We start from the raw sequence: 21,322 nt of genomic DNA, 5'->3' as shown, positions 1-21,322 counted from the left end.
ACCAGTACGAGAACGCAGTCTGGATCCCACCATCCCGAACATTTATTTTGATTGTCGAGATTGGAGCGCATCAGACGTTTGTTCCAATCACCTTACTTGGGAAAACGGCGGACAGACACGTTTTACTCCTTCATGTCGTAGAGGGTGCGGCCCTTGTTTTGCGCGGCCAGCAGGTTCAGATCATTACCGGCGTAGACGTAGGCTTCGTTGCCTGTGCAGATCTTCCCCGCGACCAGTGTGGTGTCGAGGTCCGGGCTGGTATTTGCGTCGCCGCCGGCGATGAATCAGCAGCTTCCTGAAAAGAGTAGTCGTCCTCTTCATGGACGCGTTTCTTGCCGTGCCTGCTGTGGATTTCGACGTTGTGTTCATCACCGGCCGAGACAGGGAGATATCGCGCTTGGCCTCGGCGGTAAGGTTGCCGGTAGCTTCGGCGATGGCGACAACGTTGATGTCGCGACCGGCATTGAGCTTCAGGTCGCCACCGCTTTTACGCTGGACGAGAATTGAAAGGTGGTCTGTCCCCGTTTATCTCCTCCATTTGTTGTGAATAACGCTTTTCTAATCTTTCAGCAGACCTTTGAACTCCATCGCGTTCATCTGGAAAGTAAGCAGAATAAACATCAGCTGCAATTTTCATCAGAGAAACGTAGTCAGCCACAGGTATGCTAGAAGTTAACGCTTCCCCCAAGAAGAAACTTACCTCATTGAATTCTTCTGGATCGTCCCAATCCTGATCAAGCGAGTAAAAAAAACCTTCAGCCACTGAGAACCCATGTCCCTGCGAAGCGTCGTAGATGAACGCAGGAAAATTAGTCCTCCCTCTTACGATAGAAGCCTCAATTAACTCGTAAAGACCCTCATAATCTGCGTCAGTTGAAGAAAATGATTCCTTGAGAACCTCTAACCAAACCAAATCAGCCATTATTTCATCCTCGGCGGCATAGTAATAAATGAGTTTGTTATATCTCCAGTTTTGCTATCACGCGTCACTTGAAAGTAATAACCATCAACTTTGATACTGGCCTCCCTCATGGCTGGATTAGCTCTGAACAAAGAGCCAGCTTCGACTGCCGCCCTGCTCGACATATCAGCCACCTTGATATCTGACAGAATTTTCGAATCATAAGTTGTTTTGGTGGATTTGGACTTGTATCCACCGACCAACTCGCCCCGAGTGTTAGTTTTAGGCAACTGATAACTATACTCCACAAGGCCAGGATAACGGACATCCGTAGTTTTGTTGGAGATTTTTGCCCCAGTTTTTTCAACCGACTCCAAGAAGGCATCGCTGTTATGAGCACCAGAAATCGTCCCCGCCTTACTATTACGCACGCCAATCTGGGTGTTATGACTAAGAACTTTCTCGCCAAAATCTTTCAAAAATGTAGAGGTTGCCTGACCTCCAACGGTGGCTGCCCCCTCTGAACCTATCGCTGCCGGCCTAACGACTGCCGCAATCTGCTCAGCCGTTAGCTTAGCCCCAGTTTTCGCTTCGATCTCCATCAAACCGCGGAGATCACTCAGTTCCTTGGCTGCGGCCCCACCTGCTGTGGCCCCTAACCCCACGGGAAGTGCCTCCGACATTCCTGCCTCAGCGGTCCAGATCGCGACTTCGTTCGCGCACAGCACTGGGTTTGCTGCACAAGTAGCTGCACCTCTCGTGGCCAACTGTCCAAGCAAACCAATCGCTTCCGGCGCAAGAGCAATAATTCCCGCTGCAGCCAACAATTTCACCGCATTAGCCGGATCCCCTTTCGGAAGGTGGTCGAGGACCGCTCGCGTCCTAGCGTTGGTCGAGTCGGCGATATTGCTATGAAGGAATTGATCTGTGATCCCCGAATCGTCATTTTCCCAAAGTTTATTTAATGCAAGAGAGCCTTCATCAATCTCAGCCTTGATCTGCGCGCAATCGCCGGTCGCCCAACAGTTATTGAGCCGCGCCGTGTTATCCGCATCACGCTTGGCAAACTCAGCTCGAACAGCATCACAGTTGTCTTTACACTCCTTAAGCGCTTTCTCGAGGTCTTTTACATCCTGATGATTCAGGAAGTTGTACTGTGTCGCGTTGTTGGCAACCCAAGAAGCGTTTTCCAATGACTCTTGATCAGTATTGCCCAGCGCAGTTGCGGAGAGCACCCCCACTATCTGCGACCCCATGAGCAACAACTCGGGATTGCCCTTGAACCATTTGTTCATCTCACCAACAAGCGCTTCATTCGCACCAGCCGCCAACGCGCCTGTCGCAAAATCCCCGCCGGTCATCTCCGACAACAGCCCACCCACCGCCGCATGAATGATGATTTTGCCCGCTGAGCCATCATCCAGAACGCCCTGCGTGAGATCGCCCACCATGTTGAAGCTGAACGCCGCGACGGTATTGAAAAGAGCCGTCTTCAGAACGTCACCGGCACTTGCATCGCCGCCGACTGCCTTGGTGATCAGCGCGGAAGTGCCACCCTGGATGATTTGGCTTCCAGCGAATCTACCGACGCCCTCCCACGTGGCTAACGACGGGCCGAGCAGCTTTCCGGTATTCGGATCGTATTTCATACCCGTCAGCTGGTTCAGGTATTCGGCCATCAATCCGGCTGTCACTCCGGAAATCACATAGCCCTTCAGTGCATCGGATGAAGTAACGTCCGCGAAAACCGCTCCAAGGTTTCCGCCGTTATTGATAAAACTGGTCGTGGCATTCGTGGCTGCACCTGTTGCCACAGCGGCGAGGCCTGCGGCCCAGGCTGTGCCCATGCTCGCGCTTAGCGAAGCGAACGCAGCAGGCCCGACAAAGGCAGCCATCACGATCGCAATAATCATCTGCGAAGCCGGGCCAAGCCCCGAGTTGCTGTATTTAAACGACTCGTGAATCTCCTTCACGCGCCGCCAATCAACATCTCCCCGAGCCTCCGCATCCTTCAACCACGCCAGTTGCGGATCAGCCTTGACCATCGCATCAATGGTCTGGCTGACGGACTCCTGACTCACATCCTTGATATCAATCTTCAGCCCATCGACCGCTTTCAGGACGATGTTGCCCTTGGCGATCATCTGCGTCTGGCGCAGGGTTTCGTCGGTGTTGCCGCGACCTTTCGCCGAGACCCACGCCGCGTTGTTGTTGGTTTTGGTATGGCTCTCGTCATGCAGATCCTTCACCCCTTCGAAGGTGATGGCGCCGCCGCTGTCGAGGAGGATGTCCTTGCCGCTGTCGAGTTTGGCCACCTGGTAATGCTGGTCGCCCAGGCTGACCAGAGACAGGTTGCCGCCGGTCTTGATTTCGCTGCCGACGTGGGTGACCTGGGTGACTTCGTCGCGCTGGAGTTTCAGGTTGCCGAAACCGCCCTTCTCCTTCATGTCGTAGAGCGTGTGGTCCTTGTTCTGCGCGGCCAGAAGACTGAGGTCGTTACCGGCGTAGACGTAGGCTTCATTGCCTGCGCTGATTTTGCTCGAGATCAGTGTGGTGTCACGCCCGGAACTGGTTTTTACGTCGCCGCCGGCGATGAACTCAGCTGCTTTCTGAACAGTGTGGTCATCCTGTTCATGGACACGTTTCTTGCCGTCCTTGCTATGGGTTTCGACGTTGTGTTCATCACCGGCCGAGGACATGTTGATGTCGCGCTTGGCCTCGGCGGTGAGGTTGCCGGTGGCTTCGGCTGTGCTGGCGACGACGTTGATGTCGCGACCGGCATCGAGCTTCAGGTCGCCGCCGGTTTTCACTGTCGACGCGAGGTTTTCCACCGTGGTGGTAATGACTGAGCGATGGCCGCCATCGAACGATTCGTGGAGTTCGTCTTCGTCGCGTGTCGCCAACAGGTTGATGTCGCGCGCTGCACTCAGGCTGGCGTCACCGCCGCTGCTGATGGCAGACGCGTTGGTCAGATCCTGTCCGGACTTGATGGTCAGGCTGTCGCGGGCGCTGATGATGCTGCCGTCGTCGACGAGGGTGCGCATGCCGTTGCCATCACGCACCGCGATGGCGGTGCGATCGTTGACGATATCGCCCTTGAGTGTCGTCAGTTCGACCTGATTGCCACGGATTTCGCCGGCCAGTGCGTTGCGAATGCTGTCGGTGGCCATGAGTTTGATGCGCTCATCGGCTTCCACCAGACCGCCCTGATAGAGGCTGCCCTTGACGTCGACGGACACGTCGTTGCTGGCCTTCAATGTGCCGACGTTGACCAGATCGCTACCGGCCAGCATTTCCAGATCTCGGCCCTGAATCAGGCTGCCACCGCGCACGTTGCGCGACTCGGCCTGCGCCAGATACAACACCGGCACCAGCACTTTCTGGCCGTCGACGATGCGCTCTTCCATCCAGACAATGTCGTGGGTCAGCGCAGCGACCTGCGCCGAGGTCAGGCTGACGCCGACAGAGAGGTTCAGTTGGTTTTTGCTGGCGAGAGCGTTATCCATCAGATAACGAAATTGCTCGTAGTCGTTCTCCAGGCCACCGGCGAGAAAACGCTGGCCGGTCTGGGCCATGACGGCGTCGCTGATCAGCCGCGATTCATAGCGACCGTCACCGAGGCGACGCGCCGCTTCATCGGCGCTGAAGTCGAGCTTGCCGAGCAGGTAGTCGGAGCTCATGAACGCCGTCGTCTGAGTCAGCTCTGGGTTGGTTTCGATCAGATAACGGCTCTGCGGATTCGTGCTTTGCACGAACATGCCGTACGGGCCTTTCGGCAACCGGAAGGTCGAGGAAGCCGTCGGGTCGACGGCGGCGAACGGCACACCTTTGAAGTCCACCGGTGTGAAGCTGATCTGCTTCACGCCATCGGCGTCGACATGCTCGATACGGGTAACGGATCTGGAGGTTTGGGCGACAGCGTCGGTGCTATGTTTGCCCAGGTTGATGTTGATGCCGCCGACCGCGTCAGTCTGGTCGCTGGCCAGAGAACCTGTCAGTTGGCCATAAGTGTTGTCGTATAGCGTGCCGTTCTGGATGCTGTTGGTGACGTCGAGCTTGACCTTGCCGCCGGCCTGCATCACCGCAGCGTAAACGGCGTTGCCGTTTGCGTTCCAGGTGGTGACGTCACTCATCAAAGAGAATCGCGAATCACTGGAGCGACTGATCAGTTCATCGAACCGCACCTGATCGAAGTTGCCGGCCGCGGTAGCCGCGTTGAACGCCGGAACATCGACGAACTCCATCTTGTCCCAGAGGCTGTTGTCGATACGCCCAGGGGTGCCCCTTTTCACCACGCGCGTCCCCGAACGCGACTCCCCGCCCTGGTTCAGCAGGCTGTCAGCCGTCACGGTCAGGTCGCCGTTGGCGGCCAGCAGGCTGTAACGGTTTTCAACCTGGTTGGCGTGGATGGTGAAGTTCTTGCCTGCCACGAATCGCGCCGCGCGCGAGTCCTTGAGCACCTCGTCGTTGAATTGGGTAGTGATGGTGATGGTGCCGCGCTTCCAGCCATCACCACCATCGCAGTGCTGACCGCACACCCAGCTCAAACTGCCGGACGACTGACCGGAAGTCAGCTCGAACTCGGCTTTGGCATTTTCGAAGGAAACCGCGTTGATGTCGACGTCACCCTCGCCTTCGATGGTGCCCGACAAATTGCTGAACAACGCCGCGCGCGCGCCATCGACAGCGTCGAAGCTCATGTTGCCGCGGCTGTAAATATCGCCGTAATAGTTATTCAGGCTGTTGCCGTGCAGCTTCATCGTGCCGCCGCTGAACAGCAGCGTGTCGGCATCGTTGTAGAGACCGTTGGCGGCGGTGAATTCGAGATCGCCTTGGGCGCCGAGGGTACCTTTGTTATTGATCCGTGCCGCCGTCACCGTGAGGTTCTGATTGGCGATCAGGCGACCGAGATTGTCCAGTGTGCCGCGCAAGGTCATCACGGTGTCGCCGCTGCTGACCAGTCGCCCGTCCTGCTGGATCACGTCGTTGGCGCTGATCGTGAGTTTCTGCTGCGCGGAGACTTTGCCGCTGTTGAGCAGATTGCCGCCGAGGGTCAGCGCCAGATCGCCGCCGCTGAGCAATTGTCCGGCATTGTTCAGGTTGGCCACGTTGAGGCTGAGCGCCGAAGCACTGGCGATCCGTTCGCCAGCATTGAGCGTCAGGTTCTGCGCACTGGTGTAGGTCAGCCCGCCGTTCAGTTGCCAGGTACCAACACCGTTGACCGAGCCGACATCCCATACACCATTGCCCAGCCCGGTGAGACTGCCCTGGTTGTTGGCCAGTTGGCTCACATCCAGGTCGAAAAGGCCCTGCGCCGCGTGGCGCACATTGCCGCTGAAGTTATTGATTTCGGCACCCGACAGCAGCAGGTCCTGACTGCCGATTTCGATCACGCCGCTCTGGTTGTTCAGATTGCCGGTCAGCTTGATCTGACTCGCAGCGCCACCGAGGGCGCGGAGCTGACCACCGGCGCTGTTATCCAAGCCGTGGGCAGTCAGCTTGAGGCTGTTTGCCGATTCGATCAGGCCGCCCTGATTGAGGACCTGCCCGACGGCTTCGAGCCCCAGCTGATTACCGCTGATCTCGCCGCTGGTGTTGTCCAGGCTGGCACCAGTGAAGATCACCTGATCCTTGCCGAACATCTTGCCGGCGCGGTTAGCCAGGCGCGTCACGGTCAGCGTCAAGTCATCAATCAGGCTGGAAATCAGCCCGGCTTTGCCGCTGGCTGCACTGTTGTCGAGGTCGGCACTGTTGATGCTCACCGAGTCGGCTTGCAGCGTGCCGCCCTGGTTTTGCAAATTGCCGTTGTTCAGCGCCAGTTCGGCATGGCTGCCGTTGGCCAGAATCACACCTTGCTGATTGAGCAGTGTTTTGCCAGTAATCTTCAGGCCGTCGCTGCCAGCGATGATCTGCCCGGCAGCGTTGTTGTTGATCCAGGCGCTATTGATGTCCAGGCGCTTGCCTTGCAGGGTGCCGCCCCGGTTATCCAGCGAGGTCAGTTGATCAAGGAGCAAGCGCTGTGCGCCAGCATCGACCAGACCGGTGACGTTGCTGAAGACTCCGGCAATGTTGAGGACGACATCGCCGCCATTACCGACGATGCCGCCCTTGTCGTTGTTGCCAAGTTGTTTGGCATTGATGTCGATAGCGTTGCCGAGCAGGACACCGGCGCTGTTTTCGATCTCGTCACCGTCGATGTGCAACTGACCTTCGCTCTGAATCCGGCCCTGTTGATTCAGCAGTTGCGACTGGCCCGGCGAGGTTTGCTTGAGGATCAACCGCGCGCCATCGGCACCTGCGGCCAACAACCCGTTGGCACGGTTATCAAGGCTGGCCGCGTGCAACTCCAGGTCGTCGGCGATCATCCGCCCGCCACGGTTGTCGACGTATCCGTCCTTGGCCACCACCAGCAATTGCCGGGCGGCGACTACACCGCCACGGTTATCGATAGAGCTGGCACGCAGTTCCACATCGCCTTTGATGGATTGCAGACGGCCCAATGCGTTGTTCAAGTGCTGCTGGACGAGGAGCGTCAGTTGCCCGGTTTCGGCGCTGAGCGTGCCGTCGTTGTTGCCGATCAGATTGCGCAGGTTTGCGTCGACGATGCCGCCCAAAAGTTGGCCGCTGGCGTTTTGCAGATCTTGCGCGGTCAGGCTCAGGCGATCGGTCCCCTGGATCAGACCAAGGCTGTTATCCAGGTCTGCACTGGAAACCACGCTGTCATCGGACGAAATCGTGCCTTGCGTATTATCCAGCGTGCCGCGACTGGCCACCTCGAGGGTTTTGCCCGTCAGACTTGCGTTGCGGTTGTTGATGCTCTGCGCAGTGACGGTCAAGCGATCCGAAGTCTGGACCTTGCCGTCGTGGTTATCGAAATCCTGCATCAGCGTCAGATCAGCAGCACCGTTTTCCGCGCTGATCACACCCTTGGCGCTGTTATCAAGGCGAGTGGCCGTGACGAGAATGTCGTCGGCTGCCAGCGTCCCACCCTGATTGAGCAACTCCCCTCCCGACAGTGCCAGTGTGGTTTTCGCCTGGATCTTGCCCGCGCCGTTATTCAGACGTTCGCGGGCGACAACCTTGGCCTCACCGTCGCTGGCGCCGATCAGGCCGCCGCTGTTGTCCAGTTGACGGGCGTCCACGTCGAGGCGACCGGCGATCACTTTGCCGCCGGTGTTTTTTACCTCCTGAGCATTGAGCTTGAGGCTGCCGCCGGCGATTTCGATACGACCCTGACGGTTGTCGATGCTGTCGACCACCAGTGTTGCCGCTTGCCCATCGGCGAAGCGAATCAGGCCGCTGAGGTTGACGATGGCCGGCGCGCTCACGACTAGACGGGTTTCACCATAAACACGCGCATTCACACCTTGGTTGACCAGGCGCGCCGCGTTCAAAGTGATGTCTTGAGCCTGCACGGTACCGTTCTGGTTCTCGAACGTTGCGGCTGCGCTGGCGGTCAGGGTCCGGCTGGCCAACACGCTGCCACTGTTGCTCACCGAAGCACTGTTGATCGACAGATCACCCTTGGCGTTGCGGCTGTTGTCTGCGTTCACCCCGGCTTCAATCACACCAGCGTTGGTCAGCCTGCCGCCGCTGCTCAGGCTGACGCTGTCACGGGCAGCGAGGCTTTGGCGATTGATCAGGTCTTCGGCGGTTTGTACGGTGACCTGCGTACCGGCATAAACCGCGCCCTGGGCATCGAGACTTTTGGCCTTTACATCGACGGCATTACCCGCCGTGACTTTAGCCAGGGTCAGCTGGCCATTGGCGTCGATCCGGATGTCACCGGCGCTGGCGGCAAGATCCCCCGCCAGCTTCACACCAACGCCCTGCTCGGTGCCGACCAGTTTGATTGCACCGGCATACATGCCGCCGAGCGCCGAGGAGTCGATGGCCAGTTGTGGTCTGGCGCTGCCGTCATCGGCACGGGCGGTGGCGCTGAGGGTGTCGGCGTTGACGTCGTTGCGGCCGGTGGTGATGTTCAGGTTTTTTGCATGGATCTGTGCATTGATCTGCGCACTGCGGGTAATGATTTCGAAACTGTCGACGTTGCTCGCATCAAGACCGACGCCGTCAATCGACACGCTTCCCTGATCAACCTGAAAGCGCTCCAGGCGACCATTGTCGAGCACCGGTTTACCGGTGGTCAGCGTGACACGTGGGGTGTTGATGAAACCGCAACCATTGCAACTGATGCCGTAAGGATTGGAAACGATCACCCGTGCCGATTGCCCTGCGACTTCGGTGTAGCCGCGCAACTGGCTCGGGCTGCCGCCATTGACTTCGTTGAGGATGGTTTGTGCCGCTGCGCCACGCAGGTTCGGGTTGCCGAGAATGATCCCGCCCAGTTGCGTCTGTTGCATGCGGTCGGTGGCGTTGTTGAGGATGACGCCTTGCGCACCGACGTTGTAGTCGTGGAACTGGTTATGCGACAGGCCACTGCCATTGGGCGCTGCGATGTTGACGATTGGCACGCCATTGCCGGCGCGATCCAGACTGGTGCCGGGTGCACTGACAACGATGCCGTCCGCCTGCGCCCACACCGGTTGCCAGAACATGACGTTCGCCAGCAAAAAGGCCAGACCACGCTTGGGCATGCCGCAGAATTGCTCGCGCTTTTTTACGGCCGCAGAAGGTTGGCTGGCCAGGCAGGCCAGGTGGCGAATGTCCATATCAGAATCTCGAAGCGGGCAAAAATTAAATGAAGAAATCCAGGCGGAAATAGATCGGCGCTTCACGCTCGGTCAGCGCGTCCGGTCGTTCCAGGGAATGCGCGAAAGTCACGCTGGCGGCCACATGCTGACCACGTGCGAACAACTCCAGCGAGTTGCTCGACATGCGTCCGTGCTGATCGCCGTTGTAGCGATCGCCGCGAATTACGCCCTGGTCGTATCCGAGGCTGGTGCCGTATTCGGCGAACACCGGTTGCAGCCATTCGGCGGTCACCGGGCGGCTCCAGCGCAGGTCGTTGCGCCAGTAGCCACCACTGTCGCCGGACAGCGATTGATCCTTGTAGCCACGGATCGACGCCGAGCCGCCGAGGCTCGTGCGTTGTGGGCTGAACAGCACATCTTCGCTGCGCTGGCCGGTCATCAGGCTGCTGAAGCTGAAGGATTCACCGAGCAATTTGAACGGCTGCAAATAGCTCAGCGTTGCGGTGTATTTGCGGTAGCGTGCGTCCGGCTCGCCAGGACCGGGATCGTGACTGCCCTGCGCATCGAAAGCGCCGATGCCCTCCTGCACGCCAGCATCGAAGTTGACGAACGCGCTGCCGACACGACGGCCGTGGTTGAAGCCGAATTGCGCTTCGCTGATGCGATTGCTGCTCAGTTTGAGTTTGCTGTCTTCGATGAAGTTGTTGCTGCGCAGGTACGAAAGTCCCGCACTGAGGGAGGTCTTGCTGACCGCGTCGCGATGGATCACGCGTTCGGCGCGCAACTGATGGTTTTCGCTGTCGCCGGTCTGCTTGAAGTTGTAGCCGTTGGCGGCAATCTGCGAGCGGTACTCGCTCTGGCTGTAGGTGTAACTGAACGTCCACCAGCCCCACGGCAGACTGTAATTGAGCATGGCGTTGTTGGAGGTGTGCTGGTGATCGGTCATCGCATCGTGACCGCCGCGCAGGCTCAGCTGGTCGGCCAGACCCAGCGGGCTGTCCCAGTCGAACGACGTGCCCCACTGCTGCTCGCCGGTGCTGCGCTGGCCATCGTTGCTGCGCGACAGGCCGGCGCGCCATGGCTTCTGCGGCGTGTTGGTCACGCGCACCTCGCTGCCGCCGACATTCTGCCCCGGCGCCAGCTCCATTTTGGCCTGGTTGGACGGCAGGCGATTGAGCTGGTCGACCATCTGCTCGATCTTGCGCAGGTTGACCAGTTCACCGCTTTTGCCGGGAAAGGCCATGGCCAGTTCGCGATCCGAGAGCCGGCTGTTTTCTGCGCCTTTCATGCCTTCGAGTTTGCCTTCGACCACGAGCACTTTCAGGTGCCCGGCGGACAGATCCTGTTGCGGCAGATAAGCGCGGCTGGTGACCAGACCTTTGTCGATGTAGTGATCGGTGATGACTTTGAGCAGCTCGTTGAGCTGCGGCACGCCGAGGCATTCGCCGATATAAGGCTTGAGCAGCCGCGCCTTGTCGCGCTCCGAGAGGCTGTCGGCGCCCTTGAGCTCGATGTCCTTGATGGTGAAGCAGCGCGTATCGGCGGGTGCTGTCGGTTGCGCCGGTTTGGCGTCTTTGCCGGGCAGATCCTTGAGTTCTTCGAGGCGCCGCTGCTGCTCTTCGAGCAAACGGTTCTGACGTTCGCGGATCAGGTCGGTTTCACCAGGAGTGGGCGCGGCCCAGGCAGATTCAAGCGGAGAAAGGCAGAGCAGCGCCAGGCACAACCGCGCCGTGAAGGCGGGTGAAAACATGTTCGATCCCTCGACATAAAAAGTGACATCAAAATAGTGGCGCGATATTAGAGGGCCATCATTTTGACGTCAAACTTATGTTTACACCGTTCATCGGCGTTTGCCGCACCTTCATACGGGTGAAACCAGCACCTGCGTACAAGTGGCCGGCGCGTTTTGCGCGGATAGTGGCCGTTGCCCATTCGGCATCTATTCTTGCCACACACGATCACAAGGAGTTTGCATGAGCACCTTCAAGACCCAAGACGGTACCGAGATCTATTACAAGGACTGGGGCAGCGGCAAGCCCGTGCTGTTCAGCCACGGCTGGCCGCTGGATGCCGACATGTGGGAATACCAGATGGAATACCTGAGCAGTCGCGGCTATCGCACGATCGCCTTCGACCGCCGTGGTTTCGGTCGCTCCGATCAACCTTGGACCGGCTACGACTACGACACCTTCGCCGATGACATCGCCGGTTTGATCAACCATCTGGACTTGCGCGACGTAACCCTGGTCGGCTTCTCCATGGGTGGCGGCGACGTCAGCCGCTACATCGCCCGCCACGGCAGCGAGCGTGTTGCCGGCCTGGTATTGCTCGGCGCGGTCACGCCGCTGTTCGGCAAGAAAGCCGACTTCGCCGACGGCGTCGACAAATCGGTGTTCGACGGCATCAAGGCCGGCCTGCTGAAGGATCGTGCGCAATTCATCGCTGATTTCAACGCGCCGTTCTACGGCACCAATCAGGGCCAGAAAGTCTCTGACGGCGTGCTCACGCAAACCCTGAACATCGCGCTGATGGCCTCGCTCAAGGGCACCGTCGATTGCGTGACCGCGTTCTCGGAAACCGACTTCCGCCCGGACATGGCCAAGATCGACGTGCCGACCCTTGTGATCCATGGTGACGGCGACCAGATCGTGCCGTTCGAAACCACCGGCAAGCAGGCCGCTGCGCAAATCAAAGGCGCTGAGTTGAAGGTTTACGCCGGCGCGCCGCACGGGTTCGCCGTAACCCATGCGCAGGCGTTGAATGAGGATCTGCTGGCGTTCCTCAACCGGTAATCCCGCCCGGCAAAAGCCGTAGTCAGATGCTGATGAACCAAGGCCCGCGCAATGCGGGCCTTGTGTTTTACGCTATGGTATTTTTCTGCGTCCACTACCCGGAGAAGGAAATCCCATGCTGCGACTACTCGGCAAAGCCTCATCGATCAACGTGCGCAAAGTGCTGTGGACCTGTGCCGAACTGGACATCCCGTTCGAGCGCGAAGACTGGGGTTCGGGTTTCAAGTCGCCAAACACGCCGGAGTTTCTCGCGCTGAATCCCTGCGCCATGGTGCCGGTGATCCAGGACGGCGATTTCACCTTGTGGGAATCAAACACGATCATTCGTTATCTGGCGACGCGTTACGGCGGCGCGCATTTGTATCCCGCTGAGCCTGTTGCCCGGGCGCGGGTCGATCAGTGGACCGACTGGCAGGCCTCGGAGCTGAATCGCTCGTGGTCGTATCCGCTGATGGCGCTGGTGCGCAAGTCGCCGGACTATCAGGATCGCGATGCCCTGGCCGCCGGCTGCCGGGACTGGACGCGCAACATGCAAATCCTCGATCGCCAACTGGAGAAGACCGGCGCTTACGTCAGTGGCGAGCAGTTTTCCCTGGCGGACATCCCGATCGGGCTGTCGGTCAATCGCTGGTTCGAAACGCCGCTCGATCACGGGGATCTTGCTGCGGTGCGCGCCTATTACGATCGCTTGAATCAGCGCGACGGTTATCGTTTGTACGGGCGCAACGGCACGCCATAAAGACATGCTCGATCAGGCTTGCTCACGCACCACGCCCCGCTCTTCAAGCAAGCGCACGAACATGCTCAGACTGCGCGACACTGTGCCCCGGCGCCACACCAGCCAAGTGGTCAGATAGCGGAAGTCCGCGGTCAGCGGCCAGACGCTGACCGTCGCGCTGCCGGGCATGCTTTGCAGCATTTTTCGCGGCATCAGTGCCAGGCCGGCACCGGCGCTGACGCAGGCGAGCATGCCGTGGTAGGACTCCATTTCGAAGATCTTGCCGGGTACGGCAGCGTCGGTGCTGAACCATTTTTCGAAATGATGCCGGTAGGAACAGTTGGATCGGAAGGCGTAGATATTCTCGCCGTTCACGTCCGCCGCACGTTCGACCGGTGAATGATTGAGCGGCGCGATGATGACCATTTCCTCCTCGAACGCCGGCACACCTTCCAGGGCCGGATGCAGCACCGGGCCGTCGACGAATGCCGCAGCCAGGCGCCCGGACAGTACGCCGTCGATCATCGTCCCCGATGGCCCGGTCGAAAGATCGAGATCGACCTTCGGGTGCTGCTGGTTGTACGCCGCCAACAGTTCTGGAATGCGCACCGCTGCGGTACTTTCCAGCGAGCCCAAGGGGAACGCCCCCTGGGGTTCTTCGCCTGCCACCGTAGCGCGGGCTTCCTGCACCAGATCGAGAATGCGCCGCGTGTATTCGAGAAAACTCCACCCGGCCGGCGACAGGCGCAATCGGCTTTTCTCACGGATGAACAGATCGACGCCGAGATCCTGCTCAAGCTGTTTGATCCGTGTGGTCAGGTTCGACGGCACGCGGTGGATCTGCGTGGCGGCGGCGCTGATGCTGCCGTGCTCGGCCACGGCCTTGAAGATTTCCAGTTGCACCAAATCCAAAGTCATTCTCCAATCGTGAAAGAAACGCTCTTTATTATTCAGTTTCCAGAAAACTAACGCCACCCTACTCTAGGCCCATCCGACGAACCTACAGGACAACGTCATGAGCCAGATTTCCAGCCAGACCCACGCCATCTCGATCAACCCCGCCACCGGTGAGCAGATCGGGCAATACGCGTTTGAATCCGCCGTTGCCCTTGATGCGGCACTGACTCGCGCTGCCTTCGCTTTTGGCAAGTGGAAGCGCAAGCCGCTGCAGGATCGTTCGCGCCTTTTGACCGCCCTCGCCGGCGCGCTGCGTGAAACCTCAGAAGCGATGGCAACCATGATCACCCAGGAAATGGGCAAGCCGATCGCCCAGGCCCGTGGCGAAATCGAGAAATGCGCCAAGCTCTGCGAGTGGTACGCGGAACACGGCCCGGCCATGCTCGACGCTGAGGCGACCCAGGTTGAAGGCGGCAAAGCGCGTATCGAGTATCGTCCGCTGGGGCCGATTCTGGCGGTGATGCCGTGGAATTTCCCGATCTGGCAAGTGCTGCGCGGCGCGGTGCCGACGTTGATCGCTGGCAACACTTACGTGCTCAAGCATGCGCCGAACGTGATGGGCAGCGCTTACCTGCTGCGCGATGCGTTCGTCCGCGCCGGTTTCCCCGAGGGCGTGTTTGAAGTGATCAACGTCACCCCGGAAGGCGTTTCCAGCGCCATTGCCGATTCGCGCATCGCCGCTGTGACGCTGACCGGCAGCGTCCGCGCCGGCATGGCCATCGGCGCTCAGGCCGGTGCGGCATTGAAGAAATGCGTGCTGGAACTCGGCGGCTCCGATCCGTTCATCGTGCTCAACGATGCTGACCTGGATGAGGCGGTGCACGCGGCGGTGGTCGGTCGTTATCAGAATTCCGGCCAGGTCTGCGCGGCTGCCAAACGCTTGATCATCGAACAAGGTGTGGTCGAGGAATTTACCCGTAAGTTCGTCGAAGCTACACGCCAGTTGAAAGTGGGCGATCCGCTGAACGCCGACACTTACATCGGGCCGATGGCGCGGTTCGATCTGCGTGATGAGCTGGATCAGCAAGTGCGCGACACGTTGGAGGAAGGCGCGACGCTGTTGCTGGGGGGCGGCAAGGTTGAGGGTTCGGGCAACTACTATGAGCCGACGGTACTGGCGGATGTCACCGACCGCATGACTTCGTTCAAGCAAGAGCTGTTCGGCCCGGTCGCTTCGATCATCACCGCCCGCGATTGCGCACACGCCGTGGCCTTGGCCAACGACAGCGATTTCGGCCTGACCGCGACTATCTACACCGCGAACGTGGCGCTGGCTGAGCAACTGACCAGTGAACTGGAAACCGGCGGCGTGTTCATCAACGGCTACTCCGCCAGCGATCCGCGTGTGACCTTCGGCGGCGTGAAAAAAAGCGGCTTCGGTCGTGAGCTGTCGCACTTTGGCGTACGGGAATTCTGCAACGCGCAGACCGTGTGGCTGGATCGTAAATAAGCCGGATGCTGTAAAACCTGTGGGAGCGAGCCTGCTCGCGAAAGCGGTGTATCAAGCGATGAAGATGCCGAATCCACCGGCGCCATCGCTGGCAAGCCAGCTCCCACAAATACTGCGGTGGAAACTGATACAGCAAACACCATAGAACCCTGTGGGAGCTGGCTTGCCAGCGATGGCGGTGCATCAGCCAGCATTTATACCGGCTGATTCACCGCTTTCGTGAGCAAGCTCACTCCCACAAGTCCACGCAATTTACAGATATTTCAGCCAGCTGATGTCCCGCCGCCGCGCTTTCAATGCAGAGAACCAGCGCACTGCCGGGAACAGCACCACGGCAAGAACCACCGCCGCCAGCCACACCGCCGTCACCGTCGAAAAGCCGAAATAGCTGCCCTGATTCAGGCCGAACAGCGCCACGCCAATCAGGTACAACACCTTCAACACATACAAGTGCAGCAGATAGAAAAACATCGGCGCCGAACCGAACACGGTCAGCCAGCCAATCCAGCGGCGACTTTGCACGCGCTCAAAGACGAGCAACAGCAACAGCCCCACGCTCACAGTCAGCGCGATGAACAGCAGCGACGGCGGATATTTGGTGATGTTGAAAAAACTCATCAGTGTCTGCACCAGCGAATCGCTGATCGCCCACGGTTTTTCGCCGTAGCCGTTAATCAAGCGCAGCACCACAAATCCCAGCAATCCACCGCCCCCGGCAATCAGCAAACGACGCTGACGCACCGCCGCATCCATGCCCCGGGCAAACCACGGTCCCAGTGCATAGCCCAGGCCGATTACACCAATCCACGGCAGCAGCGGGTACGAGGTGCGCAGGCGCAGGGTGTCGCTGATCTCGATCCAGCCTCGATCATGCAGAATCGCCCAAGGCACATGCAGCGCCGACTCGACCGGGAAATGCAGCGTATCAAGCAAGTTGTGCCCGGCGATGATCGCCAGGCTCAGCGTCAGCAGCAGCGCACGTGGCAACCAGACCAGTAATGCCAGAGCGATCATGCTCAGGCCGATCGCCCAGATCACTTGCAGGTAGATCACGCTGGGCGGCAACTGGAACGTCCAGGCGAAGTTGACCAAAGTGAATTCCAGCGCCACGAGGAACAATCCGCGCTTGAACAGAAACGCGCTGACATCGGCTTTGCCAGCGTATTTTTCGCCGTAGAGCCATGCCGACAAACCGGTCAGCAAGACAAATACCGGCGCACACAAATGCGCCAATGTGCGGCTGAAAAACAGCGCCGGCTCGGTGCTGGCGATGTCCATCGGATCGGAGACCTGTCGGTGCAAGAGAAAGGTTTCGCGCACGTGATCGAGCAGCATGAACAGGATCACCAGGCCTCGGAGCGCATCAATAGACAGCAGCCGGCCAGTCGTCAATGGGGCAGAACGGGGAAGCACAGGGGTCATGGATCTTTCGCAATCGAGAGGAATAACACCGGACGGCCGCAACGCCGCCCGCAAATTAGCGTTACCTTATAACATCAAAAAAGCAAAACCCAAACAAGTCAGGATCAAGGTTGCCCATCGGCCCCGGGCTTCTATAGTGAACAGGTCTGCCCTGCTGTCGCGGCCCTCCTCGAGCGTTGTCCATGGTCAACACCGAACATCTGATCATCTGCGAGCACTGTGATTGTGTGTACGAGAAAGTCGTGCTCGCCAAACACCAGAAAACCCTGTGCGTGCGCTGCGGTGGCGTGCTGCAGCGCTTCAACGGCCTGACCATCGAGCAGCGTCTGGCGCTGACGTTCACGGCGGCGATGCTGTGGCTGTTCGCCAATTTCTACCCGGTGATGAGCATCAGCCTCAAAGGCATGAAAAACAGCGCGACCCTATGGGATTCGGTGCTCGCGCTGAGCCAGGGGCCGATCACCTTTATCGCCATGGTCGCGGCGATCGCGATCATCATCGCCCCGGCATTTCAGCTGGTGTTGCTGGTCTGGGTGTTGAGTTTTGCCCTCGGCCTGCGTCGGGCACCGGGATTCAACCTGTGCATGCGCTGGCTGGAAACCCTGCGCCCGTGGAGCATGCTCGAAGTGTGTCTGCTGGGGGCGATGGTCGCGGTGTTCAAACTCGCCGGCTTGCTCGATGTGCTGCCCGGGATCGGCCTGTTCGCCCTGGCGGTGCTGAGCCTGATGATGATCCGCATTGCCGGCCGGGACATTCGTGAACTGTGGGACATTTTATGAAGCGTCCACCGACCGCCAGCGAACTCAACCTGTGCCTGTGCCACAGCTGTGGCCTGGCCTGTGACATGACCGACGAGCCACACCAGTGCCCGCGCTGTGATGCGCCGTTGCACCGGCGCAAGACCAATTCGCTGGCGCGCACCTGGGCGTACATGCTCGCCGCGCTGGCGTTTTATGTTCCTGCCAATCTGCTGCCGGTGATGAATACGGTGATGCTTGGCAACGGTGCCGACAGCACGATCATGAGTGGCGTGCTGGAGTTCTGGGAGGCCGGGGCGTGGGACATTGCCCTGATCATTTTCATCGCCAGCATCGCGGTGCCGGGGGTCAAATTCGTCGCCCTGACCTTGCTGCTCGTCACCGTGCAGCGCAACAGCGACTGGGCGCGCAAGGAGCGTTCCAAGCTGTATCGCTTCGTCGAGCTGATCGGTTACTGGTCGATGCTCGATGTGCTGGTGGTCGCGCTGGTTGCTGCGCTGGTGAAATTCCAGGCGCTGGGCGATATCGAGCCACGACCGGGCATCCTCTTCTTCGGCCTGGTCGTGGTGTTCACCATGCTCGCGGCGATGAGTTTCGACCCGCGCCTGATCTGGGACAAGGAAACCAGCGACACGGTCAGCGACGCAGCGTCTGGAGCAGCACCTGCAACGGATGGCGCAGCGCCTGATCCGACTGGCGCTTGACCTGGCTGCGGCAAGAATAGCCAGTCGCCAACGCCTCGCCCTGCTCCGCCGAAGCCTGCACCTGACGCGCCCACGATTGCTCATAAATGACTGCCGAGGTCTGGCGATTACGTGCTTCGTGGCCGTAGGTACCGGACATGCCGCAGCAACCGGTGGCTTGCGTGGCCAGCTGCAAGCCGGCCCGTTGGAACACCTGTTCCCATTGGCGGGTCGCGGCCGGCGCGTTGGTTTTCTCCGTACAATGGGCGAGCAGACGGAACGCTTTCGGCTGAGCATCAGGCGTCCGTTCTGGCATGACCTTGAGCAACCATTCCTGCACCAGCGCCACTTCAGGACATTCATTCAGGCCCGGTACTTTCAGGTATTCCTGGCGATAGACCAGGGTCATCGCCGGATCGAGCCCCAACAACGGCACGCCGGTCTGCGCCAGGGCCTGCAACTGCTCAGCGTTACGCAACGCCGCGCGATTGAACGCCGAGAGAAAGCCCTGCACATGCAGCGGTTTGCCATTGGCGCTGAACGGCGCGAGATAGACCTGATAACCCAGGCGTGAAATCAGCTCGACCAGATCCGCCAACAACGGGGCTTCGAAGTAGCGGGTGAAGGCGTCCTGCACGATGATCACGCTGCGTTCGCGTTGCTCTGGGCTCAGCGCCGACAGCGTTGCGACGGTTGCCGGCTGCACCTGCCAACGGCGCATCGCCGCGTAGAAATCGAAACGGCTGAGCAACGGCACATCGACCATGCCACCGATCCGCGCCAGTGCGCCACGCACCCAGCCGGCGCCCATCACACCGTTGTACAGCGCCGGAATCCGCGCCATATAGGGAATGGTGTATTCCAGCGAGGCAATCAGGTAATCCCGTGCCGGCCGCAGATAACGACTGTGATACAGCTCGAGAAAACGCGAGCGGAATTCCGGCACGTTGACCTTGACCGGGCACTGCCCCGCGCAGGATTTGCAGGCCAGGCAACCGGCCATGGCGTCATACACTTCATGGGAGAAGTCCGCCGACGGATCGCGGCTGTTGCGCCAGCGCTGCCACAGCGAGCGGAAAAAAGCCGGTTTGCGAATCGCATCCGAGAGCACGTCGACGCCCGCCTCGCCCTGCAACCGCAGCCATTCGCGAATCAGCGAAGCGCGACCCTTGGGCGACTGCGCGCGTTCGCGGGTGGCTTTCCACGACGGGCACATGGCGTCATCAGGATCGAAGTTGTAGCAGGCGCCGTTGCCATTGCAGTGCATGGCCGCGCCGTAGCTTTGCCAGACTTTCTCGTCGATCTGTCGATCCAGCTCGCCGCGCAGGGTCACTTCGTCGATCTTCAGCAGTGCTGCGCCGCTGTTGGCCGGCGTGGCGATTTTGCCCGGATTGAACTGGTTGAACGGGTCGAACGCGGCTTTCAAGGCTTGCAGCGCCGGGTACAACTCGCCGAAGAATGCCGGCGCGTACTCCGAACGCAGGCCCTTGCCATGTTCGCCCCAGAGCAGGCCGCCGTAGCGCTGGGTCAAAGCGGCGACGCCATCGGACACCGGGCGTACCAGCGCCGCTTGCTGCGGGTCTTTCATGTCGAGAATCGGCCGCACGTGCAGTACGCCGGCGTCGACATGGCCGAACATACCGTACTGCAAACCGTGGCTGTCGAGCAGCTCGCGCAGCTCGGCGATGTATTCGGCCAAATGCTGCGGCGGCACTGCGGTGTCTTCGACGAAAGGCTGCGGGCGGGCTTCGCCGGCGACGTTGCCGAGCAGGCCCACCGCCCGTTTGCGCATGCCGTAAACCTTGTTCACCGCTGCCTGACCGACCGCCAGCGTATGCCCGAGGCGCTCCACCGTGCGGTCGCTTTGCAGATGTTCGAGGAACGCTTCGACGCGGCGCTGCAGGTCTTCGGGATCGTCACCGCAGAACTCGACCAGGTTGATGCCCAGAGTCGGCCGCTCAGCATTTTCAGGAAAATATTCGGCAACGCCGTGCCAGACGATGTCCTGCATCGCCAGCAGCAAAACCTTGGAATCGACGGTTTCGATCGACAACGGCTTGAGCGCCATCAACGCCCGTGCATCGCGCAAGGCATCCATGAACCCGGCGTAGCGGATATTCACCAGCATCGTGTGCTTGGGAATCGGCAGCACGTTGAGCCGCGCTTCGACGACGAAGCCCAGCGAGCCCTCCGCGCCACACAGCACGCTGTTGAGGTTGAAGCGCTGATCGGCCTCACGCAGGTGCGCCAGGTCATAACCGGTCAGGCAGCGGTTGAGATCCGGAAAGCGTGCCTTGATCAGCTCGCCCTGTTCATCAATGATCTGCCGCGCACAACGATAGACTTCGCCGACCCGATCGTCGCGGGCGCACTGCGTTTCAAGCTCGTCCTCCGTCAGCGGCAGACCGTGCAGACGCTCGCCGCCGCGCAGGATCATCTCCAGTTCCAGCACATGGTCGCGGGTCTTGCCGTAGGTGCAACTGCCTTGGCCACTGGCGTCGGTATTGATCATGCCGCCGACCGTGGCGCGATTGGAGGTCGACAGTTCCGGGGCGAAGAACAGCCCGGCGGATTTCAACGCGGCGTTGAGCTGATCCTTGACCACCCCGGCCTGCACCCGCACCCAGCGCTGTTCAACGTTGATTTCCAGAATGCGGTTCATGTGCCGCGACAGGTCTACAACGATGCCGTCCGTCAGCGATTGGCCATTGGTACCGGTGCCACCGCCACGCGGGGTGATCACCACTTTCTCGTACGCCGGTTCGGCAATCAGCCGTGCGACACGTGCCACATCGTCCGCATCCAGCGGAAACACCGCCGCTTGCGGCAAGCGCTGATAGATCGAGTTGTCGGTCGCGAGCACCACCCGGCTGGCGTAATCAGCGCTGATTTCACCGCGAAAGCCGCTGTCTTTCAGGGCGGCGAGGAATTGTTGGTAATCGCCGGTCAGGGCTTTGGCAGGCGACAGCTGGGCAATCATCGGTCAG

Annotated in this window: 11 protein-coding genes; 5 read left to right on the top strand and 6 right to left on the bottom strand. The window is 59.8% G+C overall.

The window, feature by feature from the left end:
* Nucleotides 1-487 precede the first annotated feature (487 nt).
* Genes ASG55_RS19375 through ASG55_RS19365 form a run of 3 tightly spaced genes read right to left on the bottom strand, consistent with a single transcriptional unit; the run spans nt 488 to nt 11,305 of the window.
* Complete coding sequence (locus ASG55_RS19375) at nt 488-922, bottom strand: hypothetical protein (protein WP_016775049.1); 435 nt, start codon at nt 920-922, stop codon at nt 488-490.
* The gene (locus tag ASG55_RS19370; RefSeq protein WP_236708182.1) at nt 922-9,573 is read right to left on the bottom strand and encodes a two-partner secretion domain-containing protein; all 8,652 of its coding nucleotides are present in this window, start codon (nt 9,571-9,573) and stop codon (nt 922-924) included. The genes ASG55_RS19375 and ASG55_RS19370 overlap by 1 nt, the downstream gene beginning before the upstream one ends.
* A 25-nt stretch (nt 9,574-9,598) precedes the next feature.
* Complete coding sequence (locus ASG55_RS19365) at nt 9,599-11,305, bottom strand: ShlB/FhaC/HecB family hemolysin secretion/activation protein (protein ID WP_056789319.1); 1,707 nt, start codon at nt 11,303-11,305, stop codon at nt 9,599-9,601.
* Between the two features lie 223 nt (nt 11,306-11,528).
* Between ASG55_RS19365 and ASG55_RS19360 the strand changes: the two genes are divergently transcribed.
* Together ASG55_RS19360 and ASG55_RS19355 are read left to right on the top strand one after the other, a co-directional pair.
* Nucleotides 11,529-12,347, top strand: a complete 819-nt coding sequence (locus tag ASG55_RS19360; protein WP_016775055.1) for an alpha/beta fold hydrolase — start codon at nt 11,529-11,531, stop codon at nt 12,345-12,347.
* A 115-nt stretch (nt 12,348-12,462) separates the two neighbouring features.
* Nucleotides 12,463-13,086, top strand: coding sequence for a glutathione S-transferase family protein (locus ASG55_RS19355; protein WP_056789310.1), 624 nt, complete (start codon nt 12,463-12,465; stop codon nt 13,084-13,086).
* A 12-nt stretch (nt 13,087-13,098) separates the two neighbouring features.
* Here ASG55_RS19355 and ptrR read toward each other — a convergent pair whose 3' ends face one another.
* Entirely contained in the window at nt 13,099-13,977 is an 879-nt protein-coding gene (gene ptrR, locus ASG55_RS19350; RefSeq protein ID WP_038862196.1) for a putrescine utilization regulator PtrR, read from the bottom strand.
* Between the two features lie 103 nt (nt 13,978-14,080).
* Here ptrR and ASG55_RS19345 point away from each other — a divergent pair, with 103 nt between their 5' ends.
* Nucleotides 14,081-15,472, top strand: a complete 1,392-nt coding sequence (locus ASG55_RS19345) for an aldehyde dehydrogenase family protein (protein ID WP_056789309.1) — start codon at nt 14,081-14,083, stop codon at nt 15,470-15,472.
* Nucleotides 15,473-15,724: 252 nt separating this feature from the next.
* On the opposite strand, the gene ASG55_RS19340 is transcribed toward ASG55_RS19345, so the two are convergent.
* Nucleotides 15,725-16,894, bottom strand: a complete 1,170-nt coding sequence (locus ASG55_RS19340) for a DUF1624 domain-containing protein (RefSeq protein ID WP_056789307.1) — start codon at nt 16,892-16,894, stop codon at nt 15,725-15,727.
* A 182-nt stretch (nt 16,895-17,076) separates the two neighbouring features.
* Here ASG55_RS19340 and ASG55_RS19335 point away from each other — a divergent pair, with 182 nt between their 5' ends.
* Together ASG55_RS19335 and ASG55_RS19330 are read left to right on the top strand one after the other, a co-directional pair.
* Nucleotides 17,077-17,673, top strand: coding sequence for a paraquat-inducible protein A (locus ASG55_RS19335; RefSeq protein ID WP_016775060.1), 597 nt, complete (start codon nt 17,077-17,079; stop codon nt 17,671-17,673).
* Nucleotides 17,670-18,356: a paraquat-inducible protein A gene (locus ASG55_RS19330; RefSeq protein WP_056789305.1), complete on the top strand. Its 687-nt coding sequence runs from the start codon at nt 17,670-17,672 to the stop codon at nt 18,354-18,356. The genes ASG55_RS19335 and ASG55_RS19330 overlap by 4 nt, the downstream gene beginning before the upstream one ends.
* On the opposite strand, the gene ydiJ is transcribed toward ASG55_RS19330, so the two are convergent.
* A complete protein-coding gene (gene ydiJ / locus ASG55_RS19325) occupies nt 18,289-21,315 on the bottom strand; it encodes a D-2-hydroxyglutarate dehydrogenase YdiJ (RefSeq protein WP_056789302.1) in 3,027 nt (1,008 codons plus the stop codon). The two genes, ASG55_RS19330 and ydiJ, sit on opposite strands and share 68 nt — an antisense overlap.
* Between the last annotated feature and the right edge of the window lie 7 nt (nt 21,316-21,322).

Source organism: Pseudomonas sp. Leaf434 (assembly GCF_001425545.1).
Lineage (GTDB): Bacteria > Pseudomonadota > Gammaproteobacteria > Pseudomonadales > Pseudomonadaceae > Aquipseudomonas > Aquipseudomonas siliginis.
This window is presented reverse-complemented; position numbering and strand designations above follow the sequence as displayed.